General features: G+C 48.8%; 18 protein-coding genes. 4 read left to right on the top strand and 14 right to left on the bottom strand.

What is annotated here, in order from left to right; genetic code table 11:
* Nucleotides 1-155: 155 nt before the first annotated feature.
* Entirely contained in the window at nucleotides 156-473 is a 318-nt protein-coding gene (locus tag CRO57_RS22125) for an SHOCT domain-containing protein (protein WP_097155698.1), read from the bottom strand.
* A gap of 311 nt (nucleotides 474-784) precedes the next feature.
* Between CRO57_RS22125 and CRO57_RS22120 the strand changes: the two genes are divergently transcribed.
* The 4 genes from CRO57_RS22120 to CRO57_RS22105 all read left to right on the top strand — a co-directional run bounded on the left by CRO57_RS22120 (nucleotide 785) and on the right by CRO57_RS22105 (nucleotide 9,571).
* Nucleotides 785-1,417, top strand: a complete 633-nt coding sequence (locus tag CRO57_RS22120) for a tyrosine-type recombinase/integrase (protein ID WP_342068292.1) — start codon at nucleotides 785-787, stop codon at nucleotides 1,415-1,417.
* 176 nt (nucleotides 1,418-1,593) lie between these two features.
* On the top strand, nucleotides 1,594-1,914 hold the full coding sequence (locus CRO57_RS22115) for a hypothetical protein (protein WP_097155696.1): 321 nt from the start codon (nucleotides 1,594-1,596) through the stop codon (nucleotides 1,912-1,914).
* A gap of 437 nt (nucleotides 1,915-2,351) precedes the next feature.
* Nucleotides 2,352-8,765: an NACHT domain-containing protein gene (locus CRO57_RS22110; RefSeq protein ID WP_097155695.1), complete on the top strand. Its 6,414-nt coding sequence runs from the start codon at nucleotides 2,352-2,354 to the stop codon at nucleotides 8,763-8,765.
* A 299-nt stretch (nucleotides 8,766-9,064) separates the two neighbouring features.
* Nucleotides 9,065-9,571: a hypothetical protein gene (locus CRO57_RS22105; RefSeq protein WP_097155694.1), complete on the top strand. Its 507-nt coding sequence runs from the start codon at nucleotides 9,065-9,067 to the stop codon at nucleotides 9,569-9,571.
* Between the two features lie 215 nt (nucleotides 9,572-9,786).
* Here the strand turns inward: CRO57_RS22105 and CRO57_RS22100 are convergent, their stop codons facing one another.
* From CRO57_RS22100 to CRO57_RS22040, 13 genes are all read right to left on the bottom strand, one after another.
* Nucleotides 9,787-11,058 (bottom strand): relaxase/mobilization nuclease domain-containing protein, encoded by a 1,272-nt coding sequence (locus CRO57_RS22100; protein WP_097155693.1) that lies wholly within the window; start codon nucleotides 11,056-11,058, stop codon nucleotides 9,787-9,789.
* On the bottom strand, nucleotides 11,055-11,462 hold the full coding sequence (locus CRO57_RS22095) for a hypothetical protein (RefSeq protein ID WP_097155692.1): 408 nt from the start codon (nucleotides 11,460-11,462) through the stop codon (nucleotides 11,055-11,057). Before CRO57_RS22095 ends, CRO57_RS22100 begins: the two co-directional genes overlap by 4 nt.
* Nucleotides 11,463-11,628: 166 nt before the next feature.
* A complete protein-coding gene (locus CRO57_RS22090; RefSeq protein ID WP_141401317.1) occupies nucleotides 11,629-11,826 on the bottom strand; it encodes a hypothetical protein in 198 nt (65 codons plus the stop codon).
* Between the two features lie 128 nt (nucleotides 11,827-11,954).
* Nucleotides 11,955-12,203: a hypothetical protein gene (locus CRO57_RS22085; protein WP_097155690.1), complete on the bottom strand. Its 249-nt coding sequence runs from the start codon at nucleotides 12,201-12,203 to the stop codon at nucleotides 11,955-11,957.
* A complete protein-coding gene (locus tag CRO57_RS22080) occupies nucleotides 12,200-13,132 on the bottom strand; it encodes an N-acetylmuramidase family protein (protein ID WP_097155689.1) in 933 nt (310 codons plus the stop codon). Before CRO57_RS22080 ends, CRO57_RS22085 begins: the two co-directional genes overlap by 4 nt.
* Nucleotides 13,133-13,253: 121 nt before the next feature.
* Nucleotides 13,254-14,576 carry a tail fiber protein gene (locus CRO57_RS22075; RefSeq protein WP_097155688.1) on the bottom strand — a complete coding sequence of 441 codons (1,323 nt, stop codon included), beginning with the start codon at nucleotides 14,574-14,576 and terminating at the stop codon, nucleotides 13,254-13,256.
* A gap of 169 nt (nucleotides 14,577-14,745) precedes the next feature.
* Nucleotides 14,746-15,201: a hypothetical protein gene (locus tag CRO57_RS22070; RefSeq protein WP_097155687.1), complete on the bottom strand. Its 456-nt coding sequence runs from the start codon at nucleotides 15,199-15,201 to the stop codon at nucleotides 14,746-14,748.
* A 163-nt stretch (nucleotides 15,202-15,364) separates the two neighbouring features.
* On the bottom strand, nucleotides 15,365-15,673 hold the full coding sequence (locus CRO57_RS22065) for a hypothetical protein (protein ID WP_097155686.1): 309 nt from the start codon (nucleotides 15,671-15,673) through the stop codon (nucleotides 15,365-15,367).
* A gap of 601 nt (nucleotides 15,674-16,274) precedes the next feature.
* Nucleotides 16,275-16,685 (bottom strand): hypothetical protein, encoded by a 411-nt coding sequence (locus CRO57_RS22060; RefSeq protein ID WP_097155685.1) that lies wholly within the window; start codon nucleotides 16,683-16,685, stop codon nucleotides 16,275-16,277.
* A gap of 135 nt (nucleotides 16,686-16,820) precedes the next feature.
* Nucleotides 16,821-17,711, bottom strand: coding sequence for a hypothetical protein (locus CRO57_RS22055; protein WP_097155684.1), 891 nt, complete (start codon nucleotides 17,709-17,711; stop codon nucleotides 16,821-16,823).
* 20 nt (nucleotides 17,712-17,731) lie between these two features.
* On the bottom strand, nucleotides 17,732-18,040 hold the full coding sequence (locus CRO57_RS22050) for a hypothetical protein (protein ID WP_097155683.1): 309 nt from the start codon (nucleotides 18,038-18,040) through the stop codon (nucleotides 17,732-17,734).
* A 155-nt stretch (nucleotides 18,041-18,195) separates the two neighbouring features.
* The gene (locus CRO57_RS22045) at nucleotides 18,196-18,459 is read right to left on the bottom strand and encodes a hypothetical protein (RefSeq protein WP_097155682.1); all 264 of its coding nucleotides are present in this window, start codon (nucleotides 18,457-18,459) and stop codon (nucleotides 18,196-18,198) included.
* Entirely contained in the window at nucleotides 18,456-20,594 is a 2,139-nt protein-coding gene (locus CRO57_RS22040; protein WP_097155681.1) for a hypothetical protein, read from the bottom strand. Before CRO57_RS22040 ends, CRO57_RS22045 begins: the two co-directional genes overlap by 4 nt.
* Nucleotides 20,595-20,745 lie beyond the last annotated feature (151 nt).

The following is a 20,745-nucleotide window of genomic DNA, read 5'->3' as shown; positions in this document are numbered from 1 at the left end:
CGAAATTAATGCGTGTCTATGTGCGAGTATACACTGCAACATCTTCAACTTAAAGGTGTCTACAAATATTCCCTAGATGCCAATGGCTGCTGCACCGAGCAGTATTTCTCATACTGCTGGTGCAACCAATCAGAGTGTATTTGCTGTTGGGTAGATTACCCATGTTTTCGGGTAGCTAGATACAGACCAATTGCAGCAGCAACCCCAGAGAAAAACCAAACACCTCTACCAAGAGGAGCCATCTCAGCACCTTTGGAATAGATATCAATCATCATAAACGACAAGGCTGCGAATATAACTCCGCCGACTAGAAGCAGAATTTTCCCAAGAGGTCGGAGGGCCGAGGAATTTCTCGCTTGGCTAGATGACTCTGTTCCTTGCCCAGAGATTTTCTCTTTGATGTGGTCAAATTCCTCTTCGGATATTTCACCGCCCGCAAATCTTTGCTCTGCAATCTTAAACGCATCTGACATCAGCTTACCTATCCTTGTCGGTTTCGTGTGTTTCCTATCTGAAGTTTTTGAAAATTTCTTTCTGATTTGAGTTCAAGAAATTCTCAGAAGATGGCATTGCCCTGTGAGTGCGAGTGTTACGGTCATTTTTGATGCCTAAGACGCTCTACGCCCTTGCCTACTATTTGATAGTGTTATATTTTCCATATAATGCCATCTTTTGAGAATAAGTTGGCATTGCATAGATTCCAGTCTATTTTGCAGACTCACGGGCATGCCAATAGCGAGCTATATGGAAGCCTGCGATCAGACGCCGTGGACGCCTATCAGCAATGGAGAAGGGCCGGGATTCTATGTCTGCGCATGCAAAGCCAAAAGCTTCCAACCACCCCAAAAAGGGGGCGTCTATAAAGGTTGAACCCATCAGGGATCTTGAAGCAATCAAACGCATAAAGGCACTATGCGCCAGCAATCCTCGTGATCTGTGCCTGTTCACCTTTGGCATCAATACTGCGTACAGAGCCGGGGAAATACTCACGCTGCATGTTGGTCAGGTTGATCATCTAAAGGCTGGAGATCGGTTGGAAATCAAGCAATCCAAGACGCGGAAATATCGTGCCATAACCGTCAATCAAATGGTGGTTGATGCTATTGGCAACTGGCTGAAGAGTCACCCGAACCCAATCCCCGACGCGCCACTTTTTGTATCCAAAAAAACCAGCAAATCACTCACAGTAGCCGCCGTCCACAAGATGCTGAAGCGTTGGTGCGGGGAAGTTGGACTGAAAGGCAACTACGGCTCTCATACAATGCGCAAAACATGGGGTTATCACCAAAGGGTGCAAAACAATCAGCCAATCGCTTTGCTCATGGCAGCTTTCGGGCATACAACGCAGGCTCAGACCATGGAGTATTTGTGCATTCAGGAAGCCGAAATTCAGGACCTGTATGGGCTAGAGTTGTGAAGTTGACGGCGTATAAGCATCTATAATGTCACGTGGGCCTTGCCTTTGGGTTGGTGGGTGGATTGGCAAATTCAACAAGAAATGCAGTCAAACAACAGATATAAATTCATTGACGGAAATGTTATGGTCGTAACTGATAAGACTAAAATGATTGTAATTTCCGTTGGTTATAGAAAATGAGCGCATATATTGATGATATAAAGAGTTTGATGAAAATCATTAATGATGTTCGCTCATCCACGCCAATTGAAAGTAATTTGGCTCTTCGTGTGGGTGTGAATATTGAATTGTCTGCCCAAGCAATTTCGTGTGTTGGGGAAAAAGATTTTAGAGACTACCTCTATGATAAAGGTCAAGAAATTATTCAGGAAGTCGGCGATGATGAATTTTATCCTATCAACCCCGCACCAAATTATGAGCTGATCAAACAGATCATGGACGAAGTTTACGAACGCTTAGAGTTTGAATTGACCTCTGGCTCACCAGTTATCGCTTAGTAGATATTACGTTTAAATTCAGCAAATAGGCTTGTAATACAAATTGCGCTGGTTTGCGCGTAGCGCAATTCGCAAGTTGTGCGGGGTAATACCCGCAAACTTGGAAAGGGGGCCCGCTGGCGCGCCCCCGTTTCATCCCCCCGGCCTTGGCGTTTACTCGGCATTGAGCCTCGCCACGCCATCCAACCCGTATCGCCGGATTGAGCCACTCACGGAAGACTTCGATCACCCTGCACCCATCGACCTAGGCAGTGTTCGTGCCCCTCCAAAAAGCTTTCTGCCTAGATATTACTGGCTGACAATTTGCGGAAACTTACCGCTAGAAAGAATTTTTCAGGCTTCCTGTGGGCAAAGCTATCAACGAAGTTGCAGTCAGCAATCTCAGGTTTATCATTATGGCAACTCAATCTAATTCGATTGGGTGAGAGGTTTATCAGGTGCCAAGTATTGAATTCGATAATGACTCTGTCCGCGCATCTCGTGCGGGTCACACATTTCATGAGAGATGGGCAGCTCGCCGTGCATTGCAACTTCTATTTCCGAGCGATGGTCTTAGTGCTATCGCTGTCGAAGGAATTTCGCACACCGAAACTGGACATCCAGGGCAGCGAGCAGAAGAAGTTGCCGATCTAGTATTTTACTACGGATCAGGTGATAACTTTGAAAACTGTTCAAAGCTTGAAACTGTACAATTCAAGTATAAGAATGACGAAGAGCCTGTTACGGCAGCTTACCTCAAGAAGACTATTGAAAAATTCGCGGACACGATTGTTGGCTACGACAATGAATTTTCTGCTGAAGTGGTTGATGCTAAGGCTTCTTTCATATTTGTTACTAACACACCTTTTAGCGCCTCTCTTTGGGAAGCAATTGCTGCGATCATTGACGGCAAAACACCCTCGAATTTCGGGGCAAAAATACAAACCCAAAATCTCCGGCGTTGGTGTGAGGATCGCAAGCTTGCTGATCCCGCTAGGCTCTTTAGCCGAACAGTGTTCAAGGCAGGAGAAGAAGGTCTGGCTGCTCAGGAAGGCGCTCTGAAGCGAACGCTAACGGACTGGTCTGTCAGTGAAGACACAGAAGCCAAAGCCCGCCTCTTTGAGGTGCAGAATTTGATCGTTAGGAAGGCTGGTCCTTCTGGTCAACGCAACAATCTTATTCGACGAGAAGATATTCTGAATGCGCTTGGCTGTGAGGTCGAGGACTTGTTCCCGGCTGAAAAGTGCTTTGCTACTATCGGGCAGATAATCGAACGAGAAGAGCTTTCGGCAGCTGGCAGCCTTGTAAAAAGCAGTTCTCCCGTCTTTGTTTATGCAGATGGTGGCGTAGGAAAGACGGTCTTTGTTCAGAGTTTTGCTGCTATGATGGCCAACGAGTTCGAAGTGGTTGTCTTCGACTGTTTTGGCGGTGGCTCCTATAGGTCTGACAATCACTCCCGCCACCTACCGAGGATCGGTCTCACGCAGATTGTCAACGAACTTGCTTTGAAGACACTTTGCGATCCTATTCTGCCGAGTGGAGACGACAGCAGGAAAATCGTACGCACAGCACGCCGACGCCTAGCGCAGGCGGCAAAGGCTGTACGAACACAATCCAAGAAGCATGGTCTGCTCATTATCATCGATGCTGCAGACAATGCGCAGCTAGAGGCCAACAGTCGGAGCGAACAGTCCTTTGCAAAACTGTTACTCGAAGCTGTTGACGAAGAGCCCATAGAAGGCGTGAGTCTTCTTCTAACGGCTCGTCCATACAGAAGGGCCAGCGTTATAGGCCACACGAGAGTGACGGAGCTTGAACTTGGTCCGTTTACCGAGGAAGAGGCCCGTGAGTTTCTGGCAGTTCGGAAACCTGATGCTTCTGATATCGAGATAACGACTGCTTTAACTCGTTCTGGCCGGAATGCACGGGTGCTCGACTATCTCGTTAAAACTTGGGATATCAATGTTGTCGCGGGCGATACGACAGCAGAGATAACAGTTCCCGACATTATTGCTCAGCACTGTGACAAGATTATTGGAGAGCTTCGTATCGCCGGATGGTGTGATGCAGAAGTCGTTGAGTTTTTTGCTGCAATATCCCTCCTACCTCCGCCAATTCCGCTTGATGAACTTGCCTTGGCGCTGAGTTGGTCTATTTCACAAGTAAAAACCGCAGCATCCGATCTTGCGCCTTTCCTAGATATGACCTCACATGGTGTTATCTTTCGCGATGAACCCACAGAGACATACGTTAAGGAGACATACTCGCAGCAGTCGGTAGTTCAGCGAGCTATTGCGGACAGGCTCCTTGCCGCACAGTCGAACTCAGCCTATGCTGCCGAGGCTCTTCCTCATTTCCTGGTTATTATAAAAGACAGCGAGCGCGCATTTGCTCTCGCTGAATCCACGAGTTTTCCAAGCTCAGTTCAATCGGATTTTGGGAAACGTCGCTTAGTCCTTGCTCGGCTTCGTTCAGCCTTTCGTTTGGCAACGGATGAGGGGGATTTTGATCGCCTCATAGGGCTCAGTATGCGGCTGGCTCAGATTACAACAGCTAATCTGCGAGGCGACGAGTTCATCAGGCGATCACCAGAACTGGCTATTCTCTTGGGTGATGCTGACTCATACCGTCGCCTCGTTGCTGATCGCACAGGCTGGAGAGGGGCGAAGAGCGCGCGTCTTACCATTGCTCATCAATTTGCTGGTGATAGAGAAGAAGCAGAAATCCAGTGTGACAGCACAGTGCGGTGGATTAATTGGCACGTTGAGCAGCCGAAAGATGAGACGATACCAAATGCGCCTGGTCCTGGTGCTACTGACTATGTAGCAATTCTGCTTCACAAAATAGTTGGCGGTGACTTTGAATTCGTAGATCGCAATCTTTGCAGATGGAATGACCGCTTCTCACTGTCCGTGTGTGCAGAACTAATACAATTAGTAGAGCTTTTCGACTTAAAGATACTAGAGCAACTCGCTGCGTTTGCGGAAAGCGACAAATGCCAGTCTAAGATGCTCAAACTTCGACTGCTTTCGCATCCTTTGATGCTTAGTCGGAAGCAGATCAGGCGACTGGCAACCGGAATTGGTACACTATCTCCGATCAAAGATGATAACCGTGATAACTTCTCACTTCAGCCTCCCAAGAATAGTTCAGGTGAGATTGTTGATGCTGCATTGACTACGCTGATTTACAGTTCCAGGAAATCTGCGGCCAACATATTAGGGAGTTTGATAGTAGATCGTCCCTCTAGCTACGATTATGGTGAGCATCATGCTTATTCTCGCGCGTGGGGGCCAATTCGTTACGCAGCAATTCGTGCATGGTCATCAGGTAAATCCCTAAAGTTCCATCATTTGCTACCGCGTGATGTGAAGATCGATAAAAATGCAAGGTCTGTATCAACTAAAGATGAGGCGAAGGCATTCTTAAAGAGCCTGACTGAACCCAAGCCTGCGCACATGCTTAAGAAAGGAGAGACGAAAGGCCTGCGGGCAAAGTTTAGCGACAGGGAGGTAGCAGAAATCAGTGGAGGTATCGAATGCGCTTTGTCGTTACTTCAACCGATAGAGGAAGCAGTGCTTTCTCGAAAGGGGATAACCGACGCTACGGTTATGACGTTTATGTCGCTTTGGAGCGAACTGTTGCGCAACGATGCCCACTGGCAGGCGGGGCGGTCGGTCGATTTACTTGCTCGCACAGTTGGTATTGGATGCTTAAATATATTGCTGACGCACGGGCATAGCATTGCCGCTCCACAGGCGGAGGCAATCGTAGAGTTGCTTTCCAGCGGTCGTTTTTACATTTCCCAGAAGATTGGCGTGTTGGCAGAACTTGCCCGGAAGAGCGAGTTGCATGAGGTTGCTGGCACATTTGCACAAAAGATAGCTGAGGAAATTCAGTCAGACGACAACATCGATCATCGTGGAACGTCTTATGCCGATTTGGCTTTTGCGCTCATGCCGATGAGCGTCGATGAAGCTAGGGAGTATTATCGACAGGGTTTGGCTCAGTTGGACCAGATGGGCGGGGAGAGCTACGAGCAAATCTATTCATTGCTCCATTTTGCTGCAGCTCAAAAAGGCGGGTTTGTAGCACCTCAACTCGGCCAACGGTTGATGAACCTTTGTCAGACGATTGTGTCTAACGAGCCCAGCAAGTTTGGTTGGACCCTATTTGCGCGAGCCGCTGCAAAGTCAATCGGCTTTCCGGCTATTACAAAGCTTGTTCGATGGCATAATCAAGATGTAGCAAAGCTCTCGTATGGTTTACCACAGCTTGCATGCTTCCTTGCTGAGAATGGGCATTTAGACCGACGACGTGCAGCATTCATACTGACGATATGTGAGGATCATGGCTGGTATGACTGGCAATCTGGAGATGCAGTTTTACAATTGCTCCAAAAGTCGACGCCAAAGGATCAACGGAACATCTTTTTTACGGTCCTTGAGAACTTAAAGATCAAGCACTCAGTCGACGGCTGGCCCAGTCTCTGGAAGAGCTACCTCAGGACAGCATCTAAGTTTCCTGACCTAATAACACCCAGTGATGAAGCTGAGATCGAAGCATTATGGGCTGAGGCACAGAAGAGGCAAGATGAGTTTAATGGACGCTATAGCTCATCGCCGGACTTTTCAGCAAGTCAAAATTCAGACCCAACCGAAGCTGATATAGACAAACGTATTTCTGAATTCGTTACAAACTGCGACCTTTCAAGCGCCCCATCGATTGATAGTGCCCTGAAAGAGATTCGTCTAGAAGACAATCTACCTTTCAATGTCTGGCAGCGTTTTATTTTAGCTCTGCGCGCAGTTTGTCCCTACTCAAAACGGCTATCTTTTATTCTCGCGATTATTGATGCCACAGAGATCGGATACTCCCAGTCCTTAAATATAGTTTCGGAATGTATAGCCGCATGGAAGGCTTCATCCGCACATTTAGTTGCGCAGACTGAAATGTTGGCCAAACGTCTTTTCGAGGCAAAGGGCGTCGAACTCTTCGAAGAGCAGTTTTCCAATCTCTCTCACGAAATTTCCTTGCTGTCTGATTTCTGTGGTGATGGCCAATTGGTATTGGAGCTTTTTATTCGCAAGGTGGCGGCTAATGAAGTGGAACTTGACGGTGATCAGTGGCTTCAGATTGCAACTGCCCTCTGTAATGTTGCTTCGGAGGCAGCAAGCTTGGAGGCTCTAGAGTTCATACTAGGAGGGCCTGCATCTCGCATTGCTGATGAGATCGGTGAAGGGCCCTTGCGCCCGGACCAGTTACTATGCGGAAATGAGGAAGATCTTTTTGCTGATGTGCTCTGGCATCTGCTTGGTGACAGTGATGCCTATATTCGTTGGACAATAGCGAGAGGCGTAAGCGATTTGATACGCCTCGGACTTTTGACGGACATAAGTAACCTTCTGTCTCGTTTTGATGTCAGAAGTGTTCCCGCACTTGCCTCAACCGACCACCTTCTTGCTTTTCAGAACTCCCAGCAGTGGCTGCTCATAGGGTTGGCGCGTACAACCTGGCTTGACCATTCGGCTTTGCAGGGGCTCCGAGCTAAGCTTCTTCAGCTCGCAAAAAGAGATGATATACACGTACTTCATAAGACCCACATCATGCGGGCACTTCGAAATATTGATGGTGGTCTTGATGATGCCGAATTGGCTGCATTACAAGTTGCTATTGATGAGCCCCCATTTGGTGTTGTTGTGAGCGATTCTTACGCTTCTGGCCCTGGTCCCACTACAACTTTTGCTTTCGACTACGACTTCACCAAAACTGAGATCGCGCCTCTGGCCAGATTGTTTAATCTACCACAGTCGAGCGTCGTAGAGGCGATGGGTTGTGAAATCACGAGGCTCTGGCCAGAAGCGGCGTCTATGAAGTTCTTTCCAGGCCAATCACGTTATCGGTGGGAGTTGGATGATCAATACGAATTCTATCGAGAGCATATTCAAAAGCATGCATTGCTGAGCGCTGCGACAACACTTTCCAAAAGTTTTCCTATGGTCATAAGACATTATGAGGTTGATGAAGAATCCCCTTGGCTGAGCTGGCGTAATCGGTACGACATTACCTTTGATGATGGTTCTTGGCTGTCGGATAGGAAAGATGCAGTTCCAGACCAAGCTAACGAGACTTTTCTTGGAAAGGGGAACGATCGACAACATACACTGCAAAGCCAAGAGGCGATCCTTCATAAATTAGGATTAGGGGATACTACAGAAAGTGAATTTCTGCCAATTTACGGGAGATGGACCTCACCTGATGGTGTGACGGTAAACATCACATCAGCTCTCACCGACCAAAAGGGGGCAATTGGGCGGTGCACGAATTTTGCTAAACGGTCCTCAGGGGACTTTTGGCTTCCTGAATTTTGGGAAGAAGGCTTTTATGATCGGCATCATAGACAGGAGAACCCATTTAATCCGTTTATCTGGGCGCCAGAGCGAAGAGGTCTTGGTATCGATGTGGGGGATGAGCTGGCTGCTGAGGGGGCGGCGATCCGCCCACGTCTCGGAATTGATCTAACTGCTACATTAGGCCTCATTCAGAGGTCTAGTGTAGCTGACTGGATTGATGCTGGCGAAAATATCGCTTTGAGGAGCCAAGTGTGGGGGGGATGGAAGCCGAATCCTGACGACGTTCGCTACCGTCATCAGGATAACGGAGAAATTCTTTGGGCCTCATCTAGCTGGTTGGACACCGCGCTAGCAAAATTGAAACAGCGGCTCGTTTTTACCATTACACTTTGGAAGTATAAATCGTCCAGAGACTATGATGATGTCGCTGGTGTAAAATATGTTCTGGTGGGGCTTTTGCAGAAGGATGGATCGCTTCGCATTTGGAATGCAAAAAAGGCGTCTAATCAAGATTACTGAGTGAGCTGTTTGAATAGGTATGCAATACATGCTTGTGTGATCGATTCTGAACCTGGTTCGCTTATAGTCGGCAACAGTTGATCTTGTGTCGAGCCGACGAGTTTGGCTAGGGGCCTCGCCCCGCGCGCTACAAGAGCCTTCCGCCCAGCTTTATTCGCATTAGCTCATTGCAGCCGGTTCCCCGCGAAGGCGCTTTCCGCTTTCCCCCCATTCTCGCCGAAGGGCAGAAGTTCAGTTGTGCCTGAACTTCATTCCCATTTGGTGTATAATTTCACGGACACAATTATTCGGAGATTACATTGAGAAAATTATCAAAAGAGGCAGCAGGAAACCTTCATGTTGATTTAGAATTATCAAGGGATTTCTTAATTTCATTTTCCCGCTTTGAGTATGCTCTAAAAGAAAAGCTGTATGTACATAAAGGTGATGCCGTTAAGCCATTGAAAGTAAATTACAGCAAGTTTGGTGCCGATATTCGAGATAGATTCAAAGAAAAGATGACAGGCGATCCGACACTAAAAAAGGCGGTTGAATATTTTTGTAGTGAACCTCCGAAAGAGCAAATTTGGGATGGAGAAAAGCCTCGCTGGTCTGAGCAAGAGACCGGTGTCGAAGCTACGTCAGACAACATGATCCAGCTAATTTATAGGGTTCGCAACAACTTGTTTCATGGAGGAAAAGGCTGGCTGCATCCAGAGGGAAACAATGAGCGTGACAAGTTGCTAATGGAATACGCGCTCGAGATACTAGAAGCAATGTTAGATTGCGATGAAGCACTAAAACATGAGTTCTCTAGTTATCAGTAAGATCTTTTCTCAGCAATCAGGTGAGTTCAATAAGCTCTTATTTGATTTCACTTGCTCCGTTTTTTCAAAGCTAGCATCCAAATTCAGCCACTGATAACGATCTGGTTTCTTACGAACATCACGTAAATAGTCATCGATTTCAGGGCGTTCCCAAAAATTTTGCATATTAACAATGAAGTACCCAAGGTCGCGAGATTCAAGTAGCGTGGTTTGGCCTAGCGCTTAAGTTTCAGGCTGAGTGTCTGCTCCCGATTGCGAGCGGGGGCGGGTGAAGTTTGCGAATGGGAAAGAAAGCGCGCGATGTCCTGGCGTAAGCTCCGAAGCTGATGCGCTTGCTGATTTCTAAGTTTGGTTATGCGTGTTTGCAGAACCAAACGCTGATTTAGTTGTTTGTCGACAAGCTTTTGATACTCATCGGCATGACGCAGGCGGGTTTTGCTTGCCTCATGTTCATTTGCTTGCCGGATTTTCTGATAATTATCGGTGAACCGATGCCATAGACCGCGAAGGCCACGCGGTAACCGAGCTGCACGCTCCAGATTCTCCGCATTCCATTCTTTACGTTGACGAGTTTCTAGCTTAGATCGTGCTAGTCGGTGCAGTGCGGTTAGCTCGAATCGGTATTTGGCGAATTTGGCTAACTCACTTGTGAATTTTTCACGCGTCTCATCGATATGGCCCCGAATGATAGGTGTCATACGTCTGGCTATGGTCGTCCGAGTTTCTTCGACGCTCAAAAGTCCATCGGGTTTTCCTAGGCGTGCATTGAGCTCTTTGTTTTTTATGCCAAGGAGGCGAGACAATGCATAAATCTCACCATTATAATCGAGGGCGACGAACCCTCGTCGGTCTCCCTTGGCAAGAAACAGTCCGTTATGGTGCATTGCTTGAGCAAAGGCTTTTGAGTCGTCTGAGCATTGCCAAGCTTCTTGGGCAGATTGTTTTAGCCAGCGCGGATCAATGCCTTGCCGCTTAGCCTGTTGCCATTCGGCGAGTGTGAAATTTGTCGGGTCGCGCTCGGAAGGGCTTTTTAATCCGTTCGGCAGTTTCCAGCCGTTTTCTAAGTAAAGTTCGCGCGAAACAGATTGCAGCTTGTTCTTGAAGAAAGAGAGCTGCTTTGCCGTCATGGTGTCCGCGTCAATTCGCGACCAAACACAATGCGCATGACGGCGGCCTTCCTTTTCATGGAAGACAATCGCGCGTGGCTGGCCGTTCATGCCAAGTTGGTCTTCAACCTGCCTTATTGCGCCTTCGAAGATACTGACTGAGACACTTTCACTCGCTGGTGGGTTTAGGCTCACAGAGAACAGATATTGCTGGCACTTGGTGCCAAGGCTGATCGCTTCGGCTTCTTTGAAGGCGTCGTGCAGATTGTCAGAGGCAAAGCCCCTGATTTCATGCACACGCACATGTTCGTTATCGTTTATCTTCATGAGATGAGCGGCGAGATTCGCACCAGAGCCGCGTTGTGAACCCTTGATAATCATTGATCGCGCTCTGTTTTAAGGCCTAGCGCTCTCATCAACAGGCTGCGAATCTCCTGCACGTCGCACAGACAATCGCACAGAAACTTCTCTGTTTCAGGGGTTATGGGTAGTGAGCCGATATTTGCCGCATGGGCGAGCTGGTTGAGATTGCTGGAAAGACGTGACTTCCCGAGCAGCGCAAGTGTTTTGGCCAACGCCTCCCGGTCCTCAATGGAAAGGCCCGTCCGGCGTCTCCTAAGAGGTTCGCCAAGCGCTTTAGCCTTGATGTAGGCACCAAGCGGCACGCCTGAAGCCTCATCGGCCAGGCGTGCGCGCTGCGTCTCGCTCAGCCGAATACAGAACGGGGAGGGCCGCTTGCGTTTCATCGATTTGGCGGATTCATTAAACTGGCACTTTACGGACATGGTGGCACCGGAGGCTTCTGCCTCAGGTGCTCAAGCTGGGTGTTCCATTCGGTCAGCGTTTCGAGCAATTCGTTCGAAGTTTCGCCATCAAGGCGCGCCATATTTCCTGCCTCCATATCTGTTCGGACCAGAAATTGTGCTTATCCGGAGGCATATATATTCAGCTCTACCCCCTGCGATCTTCCTTGCCGTCGAGCTTCTCTTCAATTCTTTGCAAACTATCAAAGATGCGTTCAATAGCACGGGAATAGCCTTTTACCTTTTCTTCCAGCACCATTACCCGCGCACGCAGCATGAAATGGGATCCGGCGACGCCAATGGCCAGTGTTACGACGTAGAGCAAATCTTTAATTGCGACTTCCATTGGACCTCTTCCAGCCACAGCGTTGGCGACCATATTCGTTATCTGCGTAGATTTTGCGCAACTCTTCCGGTTTCATGGCCCTTATGCTTTGCTTCGACAAATAAGTAGGGCTGTTCGTCTGGCACCAGCTATCGCGACCAGTGGTCGTGCATGCGTTTAGCAATGTCATCGTCATCAAGATGATCAATATCCGCATCGAGTTTCCTCCTGTTCTCGATATCTTCCAATATCTGACGTTGATGCTTGGTGCGCATGGCGGTCTTGCCTTTGGCATAAAAGTGGGCAGCGATAAGGGCAAGGCTACCTAGCAGGGCAAAAGTGGTAGCAACCCAGCGTCCCACTTTTGTGGCTGATAGCCAGGATAGGAGCACGCTCATGCGAAGATCTCTGTTGGAGAAGGGCGACCTGCATCATCCCAACGGGAATAGAGGGCCCATGCCGTGCCAATGAGGATGATGATGCCGATAGTGATGCCGATGATTGTGCCGCTACTGAGGTGATCTGCACCTTTCTGCAACTGGTCGACGGCTTGTTGGATGTTTTGAGTACAGATTGCACCGCCGCCAACAAAGCCAACACCGCTGCCTTTCAAGGTGCGGGATTTGGCAAGTGGCTTGGCATTCTGCGCCTGTTCGTGATCTAGGGGATGATCCGTTATTTCTAAGCTATTCTCCTGCCAGTTTGCCCATTTTCCAGAAGCTAGCTGATTGGCATGCTGTTCCATCTTGCGGGCATAGCGGCCTTTCAATCCTCCTCCGTTATAGCGGGCTTCTACAAGAGAGAAATCGCCTTCGCGAATAGCACGAACGAGCTGTTTGTTTTTCAGGAAGTTGGCAAAGGCAATGAGTTGAGCTTTTTCGCCAACCAGGAAGTCCTGCCACATATGATGGACGCTTTTGAAACCACAGACCTCATAGTTGAAACCCATGATCTGATAGGTGCCCATGGAGATGGATTTCAGAGCCGCCGTTGGATCAATATCCATAGCCATTTGCAAAAGCTCATAGCGGGCCTTGCTGTTACGCTGATCTTTGTAGCCACCGCGGCTGGGGGAGATGAAACGACGGCGAGCCAGGCCTAGCCGGATGGCTTTGTTCAGTTTGGTCTTGTTTTTCTTGCCACGCAGCTGACGATAGAAAATGTGTTTTTCAAAGAGGATCTTTATTCGCCCATCTTTGAACCAACCAAAACCACGGCTTTCAACCTTTGCGATGGCTTCCAGATTGGCAGGGTGACAGGATAGTTGTCTTGCGAGATTTTCAAAATCATCAGGCTCCAGGGCCTTTGCCGCACCTTTTCCCAGCATGATTGTCTCCTGAATTATCGGTGAATGGGGAGAGCGATCTTGAATTTCAAATTGAGCTCATGAATTTGCTGCACTGATTTTTTGCGCGCTTGAAGTAAACCAAGACTTTTGCGTTGGTTTTTTAACGGAACTTGACCAAGAACATGACAGCGACGGTTCGAACACGGTTGGTTGCTGCGCCTGTGGTGCCCGATAAACCTTGAACAGAACCGTAAGCTTCGAGGTTTGAATGTCCAGCTCCTGCAACATTGCCAACGCCACCGCCGTAAACAGGAACCTTATAGCTACCAGCGCTGTGGTTATGTGCTTTCACCGCGTCGGCTTGCCATGTCAGCATTCCACGACCGGTGTCTATCCCACGGCCATGATCCCAGCCGATGAGGTGCTCGCCGCGCCAATCTGGGAGAGAGAAAGTTGTCGAACCGTCCCCATTCCCCCATTGGGTATGTTGCTTGGAACCTTGGGATTGCAGCATTCCAGCGCTATTAACCGTAGCGAACAGATCGGGATAGTCGGTGCGATTGAGTGTGGCTCCGTTGAGCTCCAGATAATCCGCAGGTGGGACTTCAAAAGACCACACAATAATGGAACCAACTGGTCCGGCGCTGAAGTTGTTGACCTGATTCTGCAAGCTGTTAAGGGCGACTTTGGTTGCTTTCTCGGCCAAGGCGTCAATAACAACTTGAACTGAGGAATTACTCGCAGCGCCCAGCACTGTCCGCATCTCGGCTTCGGTTGTTTTGCCTACCAGTTCTCGGCCCTTGTTGCTCGCCGTGATCGGTGTGGCGCTGAGGGCGGTGTCTCTTGCGGCTTCGGCGGCGGTTTGAGCGAGGATGGATTGGTCTTTTGCGGTGATGGCTTGTGTCTTGGCGTCCAGTGCGGTGGTCGCGCTGTTGGCCGCATTTGTGGCGCTGGTTGTCGCTGTTTGAATACTGGCAATATTGTCGGCGCATTCCACCAATTTGGCCTTCACACCGACCAATGCTTTGACACCATCGGAGGCGTCAGCCAGTCGTTCGATGTCGGCCAGCAAGTCATCCAGATCTGCCAAATCATTGGATGCCTTGATCTTTACCGAACGGGAGACCTCTTCGCGTAGTTTGAGGAGGCAAGATGTGAGTTTGTCGAGGGCGCTTTCGACAATTTTCGGGTTCCAGGCGCCTTGATTGGGCAGGTCCGAGAGCTGAGTGAAAGGCGGGTTGAGCAGCAGGGTGATCTTTTCACCAGTGGGCAAGGGTGAGGGCAGAATGATATGGCCGGTGCCGTCTTCGTCCTGTGTTACCTGATAGGCATCCCCGCTCAGCTGGGTTTCTGTACCCTCGCCATTGGTATGCAGCACCAGCAGATGGGCTGGCTCACTGATCTTGAAATCAAACTCAAAATCAGTAGCCGAGCCATTGCCATCATAGGGGCCGGATTTGTTGATTTCGGAAGAAATTGTCATCGCAAAGACCTTCACTGTTACTGGATTGATGCTATCATCGCATTATCGATTTGTCTTTTGCGTAAATCACAACATTTGTTTTATGAAGATTGCCACCTTGTTCAATGACGTTGCGCCCTCTAGAGCGAGTCAAAGCCTTTCAGCTGAATCAGAAATCATGCAGAGAGCTTTAGTCAGCCTTGAGGTTCAAAATCAGATAAGCGCCAATTTCAGTATATTCGCTTTTGGTGCGGGCATTGACGATGCCGGTCGAGATCGTCACCAAATGTCCGTCCTCATGCTCAAACTGCATGGAGATCGAATCTCCGTTCTCGGATATATTGGCGGCGCGAAAACCGGCTTGTTCCAGACGGTGCTGATAATCCTGCAGATAATCTTTGCCTGGCTCCTTGGTGCGACCATACAGATCGATATGACAGTTTCTTCCCTCATTGACCGAGAGTAGCCCACCAATCTTGCTCAGTGCTTGTGGCGCTGGAAATTCAGATGGCCATGCGGGCGGAATATCGGAAAGCTGATATTCCTTGCCTGCTTCATAATCCTCGCAATAGCCGGCAGTCACAGGCAGGGAAGACAAAAGAAATAGAGAGATCACATAGGTCAAAAAACAGGGAAATTTCATCATTGTAAAAATAACCTTTTGTTTTCAAATCGAATTTTTCTCTTCGCTCAGTTGCTCTTTGTACGGTGCCTGCCGGGGTGAGGCTTGTCAAATATGTGGCACCGCCAAGGGTGGCAGTGGGGCTCTTTCAGCTTTGCCAGATTGGAATGCTCCCTGACCAAGGAAGCTAGATCATGATTTCATTTTGAAACAGAGCAATAATTTCAGCGTCTTTGAACTCTTCTTTCATCAGTTCAACAGCCCTACTTAGCACAGGGTGCGCATTTCTTATTTCGGTAATGCCGAAATAGCTTACTGAATGAAAATTAAACCCAAGTTCTTCAAGGATTTCATTGTCCAGCTCGCTAGACACCCTAACCATAGAATAGCTGTAGGAACTTGTAGAAAGCAGAGCATGCTTTGCTTGTACCTGTTTAAGGCGTTCCTCAACTTCCCGAGCGTCCAAACTGGTATGGAATACGGTTGCGGTTGACATGGCCTAAACCTCCCCTAAAAAGAGTGGAGTTACATTAAACCTCCACCTTCATTTTCTGCAGCGAATTTCACATCAGAGAATTCCTTCTTCATGTAGGCGATTGCGTCATTCAGGGTGAAGCCTTCTTTTCTCGGTCTTGACGACATGGCAAAATAACACATTGTATCAAAGTCCGTGCCATACTCTCTTAAGACTTCAACATCAAGAGAGTCGCTCTTACGTAGGGCATCGAACGGATAGTATTTTGTGAACAGGTCTCCCGCGTTATTTTATGAATATGACTTCCGCAACCATCACGCCGGACTGATCGTCGATCGCTTTATTAATTTCATTTTGCCCTAGGTCGCGGCATCGCCAGAGAGGATAAAGGGCAGTGACAGATCCTGATCCAGCCTTCGGTCAGCAACCGGACTGGCAATATTGAGGTAAGTGAGGGGGGCATGCGATTGCCAGTGGCCAAACGCAAAACCGGATAGCACGGGCCTTCCGGTTTTGGGGGAGGAGTGGGGCTTAGGTGTTGCGTCTCGGCAGGTTGTTCACTCACATTGATTATTGTTGACTGATTGGTGCGACCCGTATCGATCGAAAACCAATGGAATGACTATTTGATAGATCCATTAGCGACCATTGATGTGGTCTTATAGAAACTAAAGATGGAGTCTTCGGCACCATTCTCGATATGTTTGGCTACCTTGTTAAACGGAAAAGCAAATGTGTCATTGCCAAAGTCTATTCCCAAAGACCCTTCAGAATATGCCCATTGGCCACCATAATTCTTGACTATTGCTTCCCCAAGAAAAGACCCAAGAATGCTAGTATGTTGTTGTTTTACTTCTGGCTCCCAAAATTCACGGTTCCTTTCAACATAACCATCCAGCCATTCAATCGACTGTTCGTCCAAATCAAGCCTAACTTCCAGATTCTCGGCCAGGACGGTTTTAACAACTTCAACATTGGCTTTTATTGCTGCCAGGTTTTTCTCATCGACTAACTGATATTCATTCTCAGGCACAAAAGTGATCCCTCCAACTTGCGACAAGCTGCACTTGATGCAGCTGAGATAGCATCAAGAAATCGCTATCTATCAGATAGCATGTAGCAATTTCTAGCAAATCGCAAGCTTTGCGAGTATTCATTTTTTCTTCTTCTAGTGATTTAGTTTCTGTGCTTTGATTGGGTTTCTTGGACTATATGATGCTTGAGCTTTCTCATCCTGTTCCAGCCGTCCTGTGATGATTGTTTTGCTTCCGTCAGGTGCAGTAATGGTCAGGGTGTGGGCCGGGGCTGAGCCATGGCCAGTCACATTGAGTGAGCCATAGTCTCCAAGGTCAAAGCTCTCATTGATGTCTTCACCGCCTGCGGACTTGGTGCCACCCAGAACAAAGGCGTTGGTATTCCCATCATCAATGGCGGCCCAGAGCTCGCGCGCAGCATTCAATTGACCGGCCTTGTCCTGTTTGCTTTGCCGGTCCAGATTGATCTGCAGGTTTGCGCGGGCCGCTTCCTGCAGATCCGGATTGTCGATGGCAGATACGGCTTCTTCCATCTGCTTTGCAGATGGCCCAAGGGCACGGGAGGATGGACTGTCGAGAGAGGCGACAAGCACTCTATCAAAACCGTCAGTAATGCGTTCCTCTGGTGATGACTCGCCTGCAGCGGTAGAGCCAACCGGCAGGAAGAGTCCGTAAGCGGCGCTATTGTCTGCCAGCCAGTCCTGTACTTTGCCGGGTGCCTTGGAAAGGCTCTGCCCCTGATAGCGGATGAGGACCTTGTTCTGACCTTGCTGCGCACTCCAATAGTCATGATCCCCACCGGGTTTGATGGAAGCACGATCCTGATAAGGGAGTATCTCCAAGCCGTCCTGTATATCCTGCGGTGCATCTTCCATCAGGGCATCAAGATTGGTGGCAAAGGTCGGTGTCAGATCCTGATCCAGCCAATTAGATTGGCCATATTGAGGTAAGTGAGGGAGACTGGCTTGTGCGAGGCCAAACGCAAAACCGGGCAGCGCGGGCCGTCCGGTTTGGTTGAATTGCATGATTTAAGAGAAACATGCCACTACATGATGGTTTCATTGTCAAAAAGAGCAATGAATTCCACATCGCTGAACTCTCGTTTCATCATGTCTGCACCGTCTTGCTCTGCTACATCATGTTCATTTCTTAGGTCTGCCATGAAAAAACTGACTGTGTCAAAGTCAAATCCCTGTTCCAGCATCACTTCCTTTGTTTCTCTATCAGATGCCAGTGGAGGATCTATTTGAAAGTATATTTCAAACAACTCAGGATGCTTTGCTTCGATTTGCTTAAGGCGTTTTTCCAACTCTTTTACATCCAGGCTCGTATGGAAGAAAATCGCTGATGACATGAATGTTCTCCGGGTTATCACTATTTGATGATGATCAGATCTTCGAGGCCTGTTATTGGGGAACGAGCAGGATCTTGGGCAGACAGCAAGAAAGCGATCCGGTCGCGGAGTGGAATGAATTGCGATTTCATCACTATCCCTGAAAGACCAGTCTATTAGTCATCATCGTCATCCGGATCACCATCCAGAAACACCCACGAAACCGGATTATCCTCCAATATTGGGAGCAAATCGCACAACTTGTCAAAGTCCTCCTCTGAAAGATATCCCCATTCCAGCAATGATGCCAGATACCCATCCCAGCAGATAATAATTTCCCTTTTATGGCCTTCAGATTTAGCCGCTGCCAAGTGTCGGCTTATGCGACCTGACAATTCTCGATAATTTGGTTTGTCTATATATTTTGATTTGTCTGTCATTTTAGCTTCCAATCTTTTTTGAACTCAAAATCCTTGCCGATAATACGAACACTAGGGGCCGCTACGCCCCTCCTGCGGAAGTCACCCTTGGCCCGACTCCAGGCTCGTTCAACGATCTCTATAGTAATCCCCTCCTGCCCAATTACATCTACGGCAATGTTCAAAGACTGTCCCCGTCCTTTTGTTAACTTTCTCGACAGGCCCCGGGAAATCTTAGCAGAGTCAGTTTCCAGATCACCGATGAACTCAACGTCTTTCATACTTTTAAACTCGACTTCTATTCTGGTCTTTCCGTCAGAAATCCAGAAATCGGCCGATCTTTTCCCTTTCACCTTGCTTTCGGGAATCCTCTCCACTGATCTGCCCGCAGCCAATTCTTTCTCTACGAAAGAAAGCTCTTGCTTGCTCATGTTTTTATAGCTGCCAGTGAAGGTCCCGCTTTTGACACCAGTGCCATTTTTCTTACTGTTTACCGCAAATGACGGAGCGTCATCGCTAGATTTATTTGTTGCTCCGCCCGGAGCCTGCTTGCTGTTTGGGGCCGGGCCATTGTCCACTTGAGCATTGGCAGATGGTGCGGTTTTTGGACCTTGTGCCTTTCTTTTTACGGCATCGATAAGTCTGGAGAAGGGTGATCGGGTTGCCTTGATGATCCTTACTCGATCTTTCTTAGAAGCCGTCAGAAGAGCGGCACCAAGGCTTCCGGCAGCAACGACGAGGGTATCGTTCGGATCAATTTCTCCTCTTTCAACTTTTTGGATCAGGTCTTCCAGATATGGCTGAACGGCTGTTATGGCTTCTCCCGATACATCATCGAATGCTTGCGCTATCTGCTTGTAGCTTTCATCCTCCAGCAGCCCGGTCGCTCGCATACCTTCAGTGAAAGGATCGAGAAGCCGAAGCCCGTTGTGAAATCCCTCGGGGTCTTCTTCATAACGCTCAAAAAAGGTCTCAACGATCCCTGCAACAACATCTACTGATTTCGTTTTTATCGTTTCCCAAACTGTCGGTGAATCATTGGTCGAGACGGAGCTGCTGACGTCCTGCAAGGCTTGCAGTTCTGCTGCCTGATCGGGGAAGTCTGCTGCCAGTTGTTTTTGGATCAGGCTCTGCAGCAAGCCCGGTTCTGCGGCATCAAAGCTGCCCTTGGCGAACTCTTGGTCAATGCGGTTTTTGAGATTGATGAGGAATTGAGCGTTCAGCTTGGCTGCTTCCGGGTCAATTTCCCCATCGGGGCCAGCGGTAGAGCGGCCCAATTGCTGCAGCAACTGATCGGCCTGCTCGAAGGTGGCTTTGTAGAGCTCGGTTCTCTTCAGGGCCTGACTGTCTTGCTTCAGAAGGTCAGTCTGGTGTTGCTTCAGCTCTTTGAGGTCATTCCGGCTTATCTGATTGCGATAGGCATCAAGATCCTGCCCGGCAAAGCGGTCGGGATTGCTTGCCATCATGCGGTTGAGTTCCGACAGGGTAACTGCATCCGTTTGGATGATCCTGCCGCCCTCTCGAGCACGGATAAAATTGGTCGCCTCAGCAATGGTGGCGCTGCCCGCTGCCACGCGAATGTTGATCGGCACATCATCAAGGCTCTTGCCGTCATCAATGGCGGCCCAGAGCTCGCGCGCGGCGTGCAATTGCCCCGCCTTGTCCTGTTTGCTTTGTCGGTCCAGCTGGATCTGCAGGTTCGCACGGGCCGCTTCCTGAAGATCCGGATTGTCGATGGCTACAATGCCTTCTTCCATCTGCTTTGCAGATGGAAGAAGGGCGCGGGAAGATGGACTGTCGAGAGAGGCGACAAGCAATGTGTCAAAGCCGTCAGCAATGCGGGTCTCTGGTGATGTCTCGCCTGCAGCGGTAGAGCCAACCGGCATGAAGAGGCCATAAGCTTCGGCATTGTCTGCCAGCCAGTCCTGTACTTTGCTGGGTGCCTTGGAAAGGCTCTGCCCTTGATAGCGGATGAGAACCTTGTTCTGGCCTTGCTGCGCACGCCAATAATCACTCTCCCCATCTGGCTTGATGGAAGCACGATCCTGATAAGGGAGTATCTCCAGTCCGGTGCCGATCTGCTGCTGCGCATCTTCCATCATGGCATCGAGATTGGTGGCAAAGGTCGCGTTGGCTTCAAAACAGAAGCTTGGCAACTCTCAAACGATTACTGAGAACACGTCCAATTCTATTGAGACTTGTCACATTTCACAGAAGAGACGATTTTGTTACGATGTATTTTGTGATTGCTTGATTTGAGGAACAGTGATAATTTTTTCGTGGTTGCTCGTTCGACCGGACAAGCTG

The sequence above is a fragment of the Cohaesibacter gelatinilyticus genome (assembly GCF_900215605.1).
Taxonomy (GTDB): domain Bacteria; phylum Pseudomonadota; class Alphaproteobacteria; order Rhizobiales; family Cohaesibacteraceae; genus Cohaesibacter; species Cohaesibacter gelatinilyticus.
This window is presented reverse-complemented; position numbering and strand designations above follow the sequence as displayed.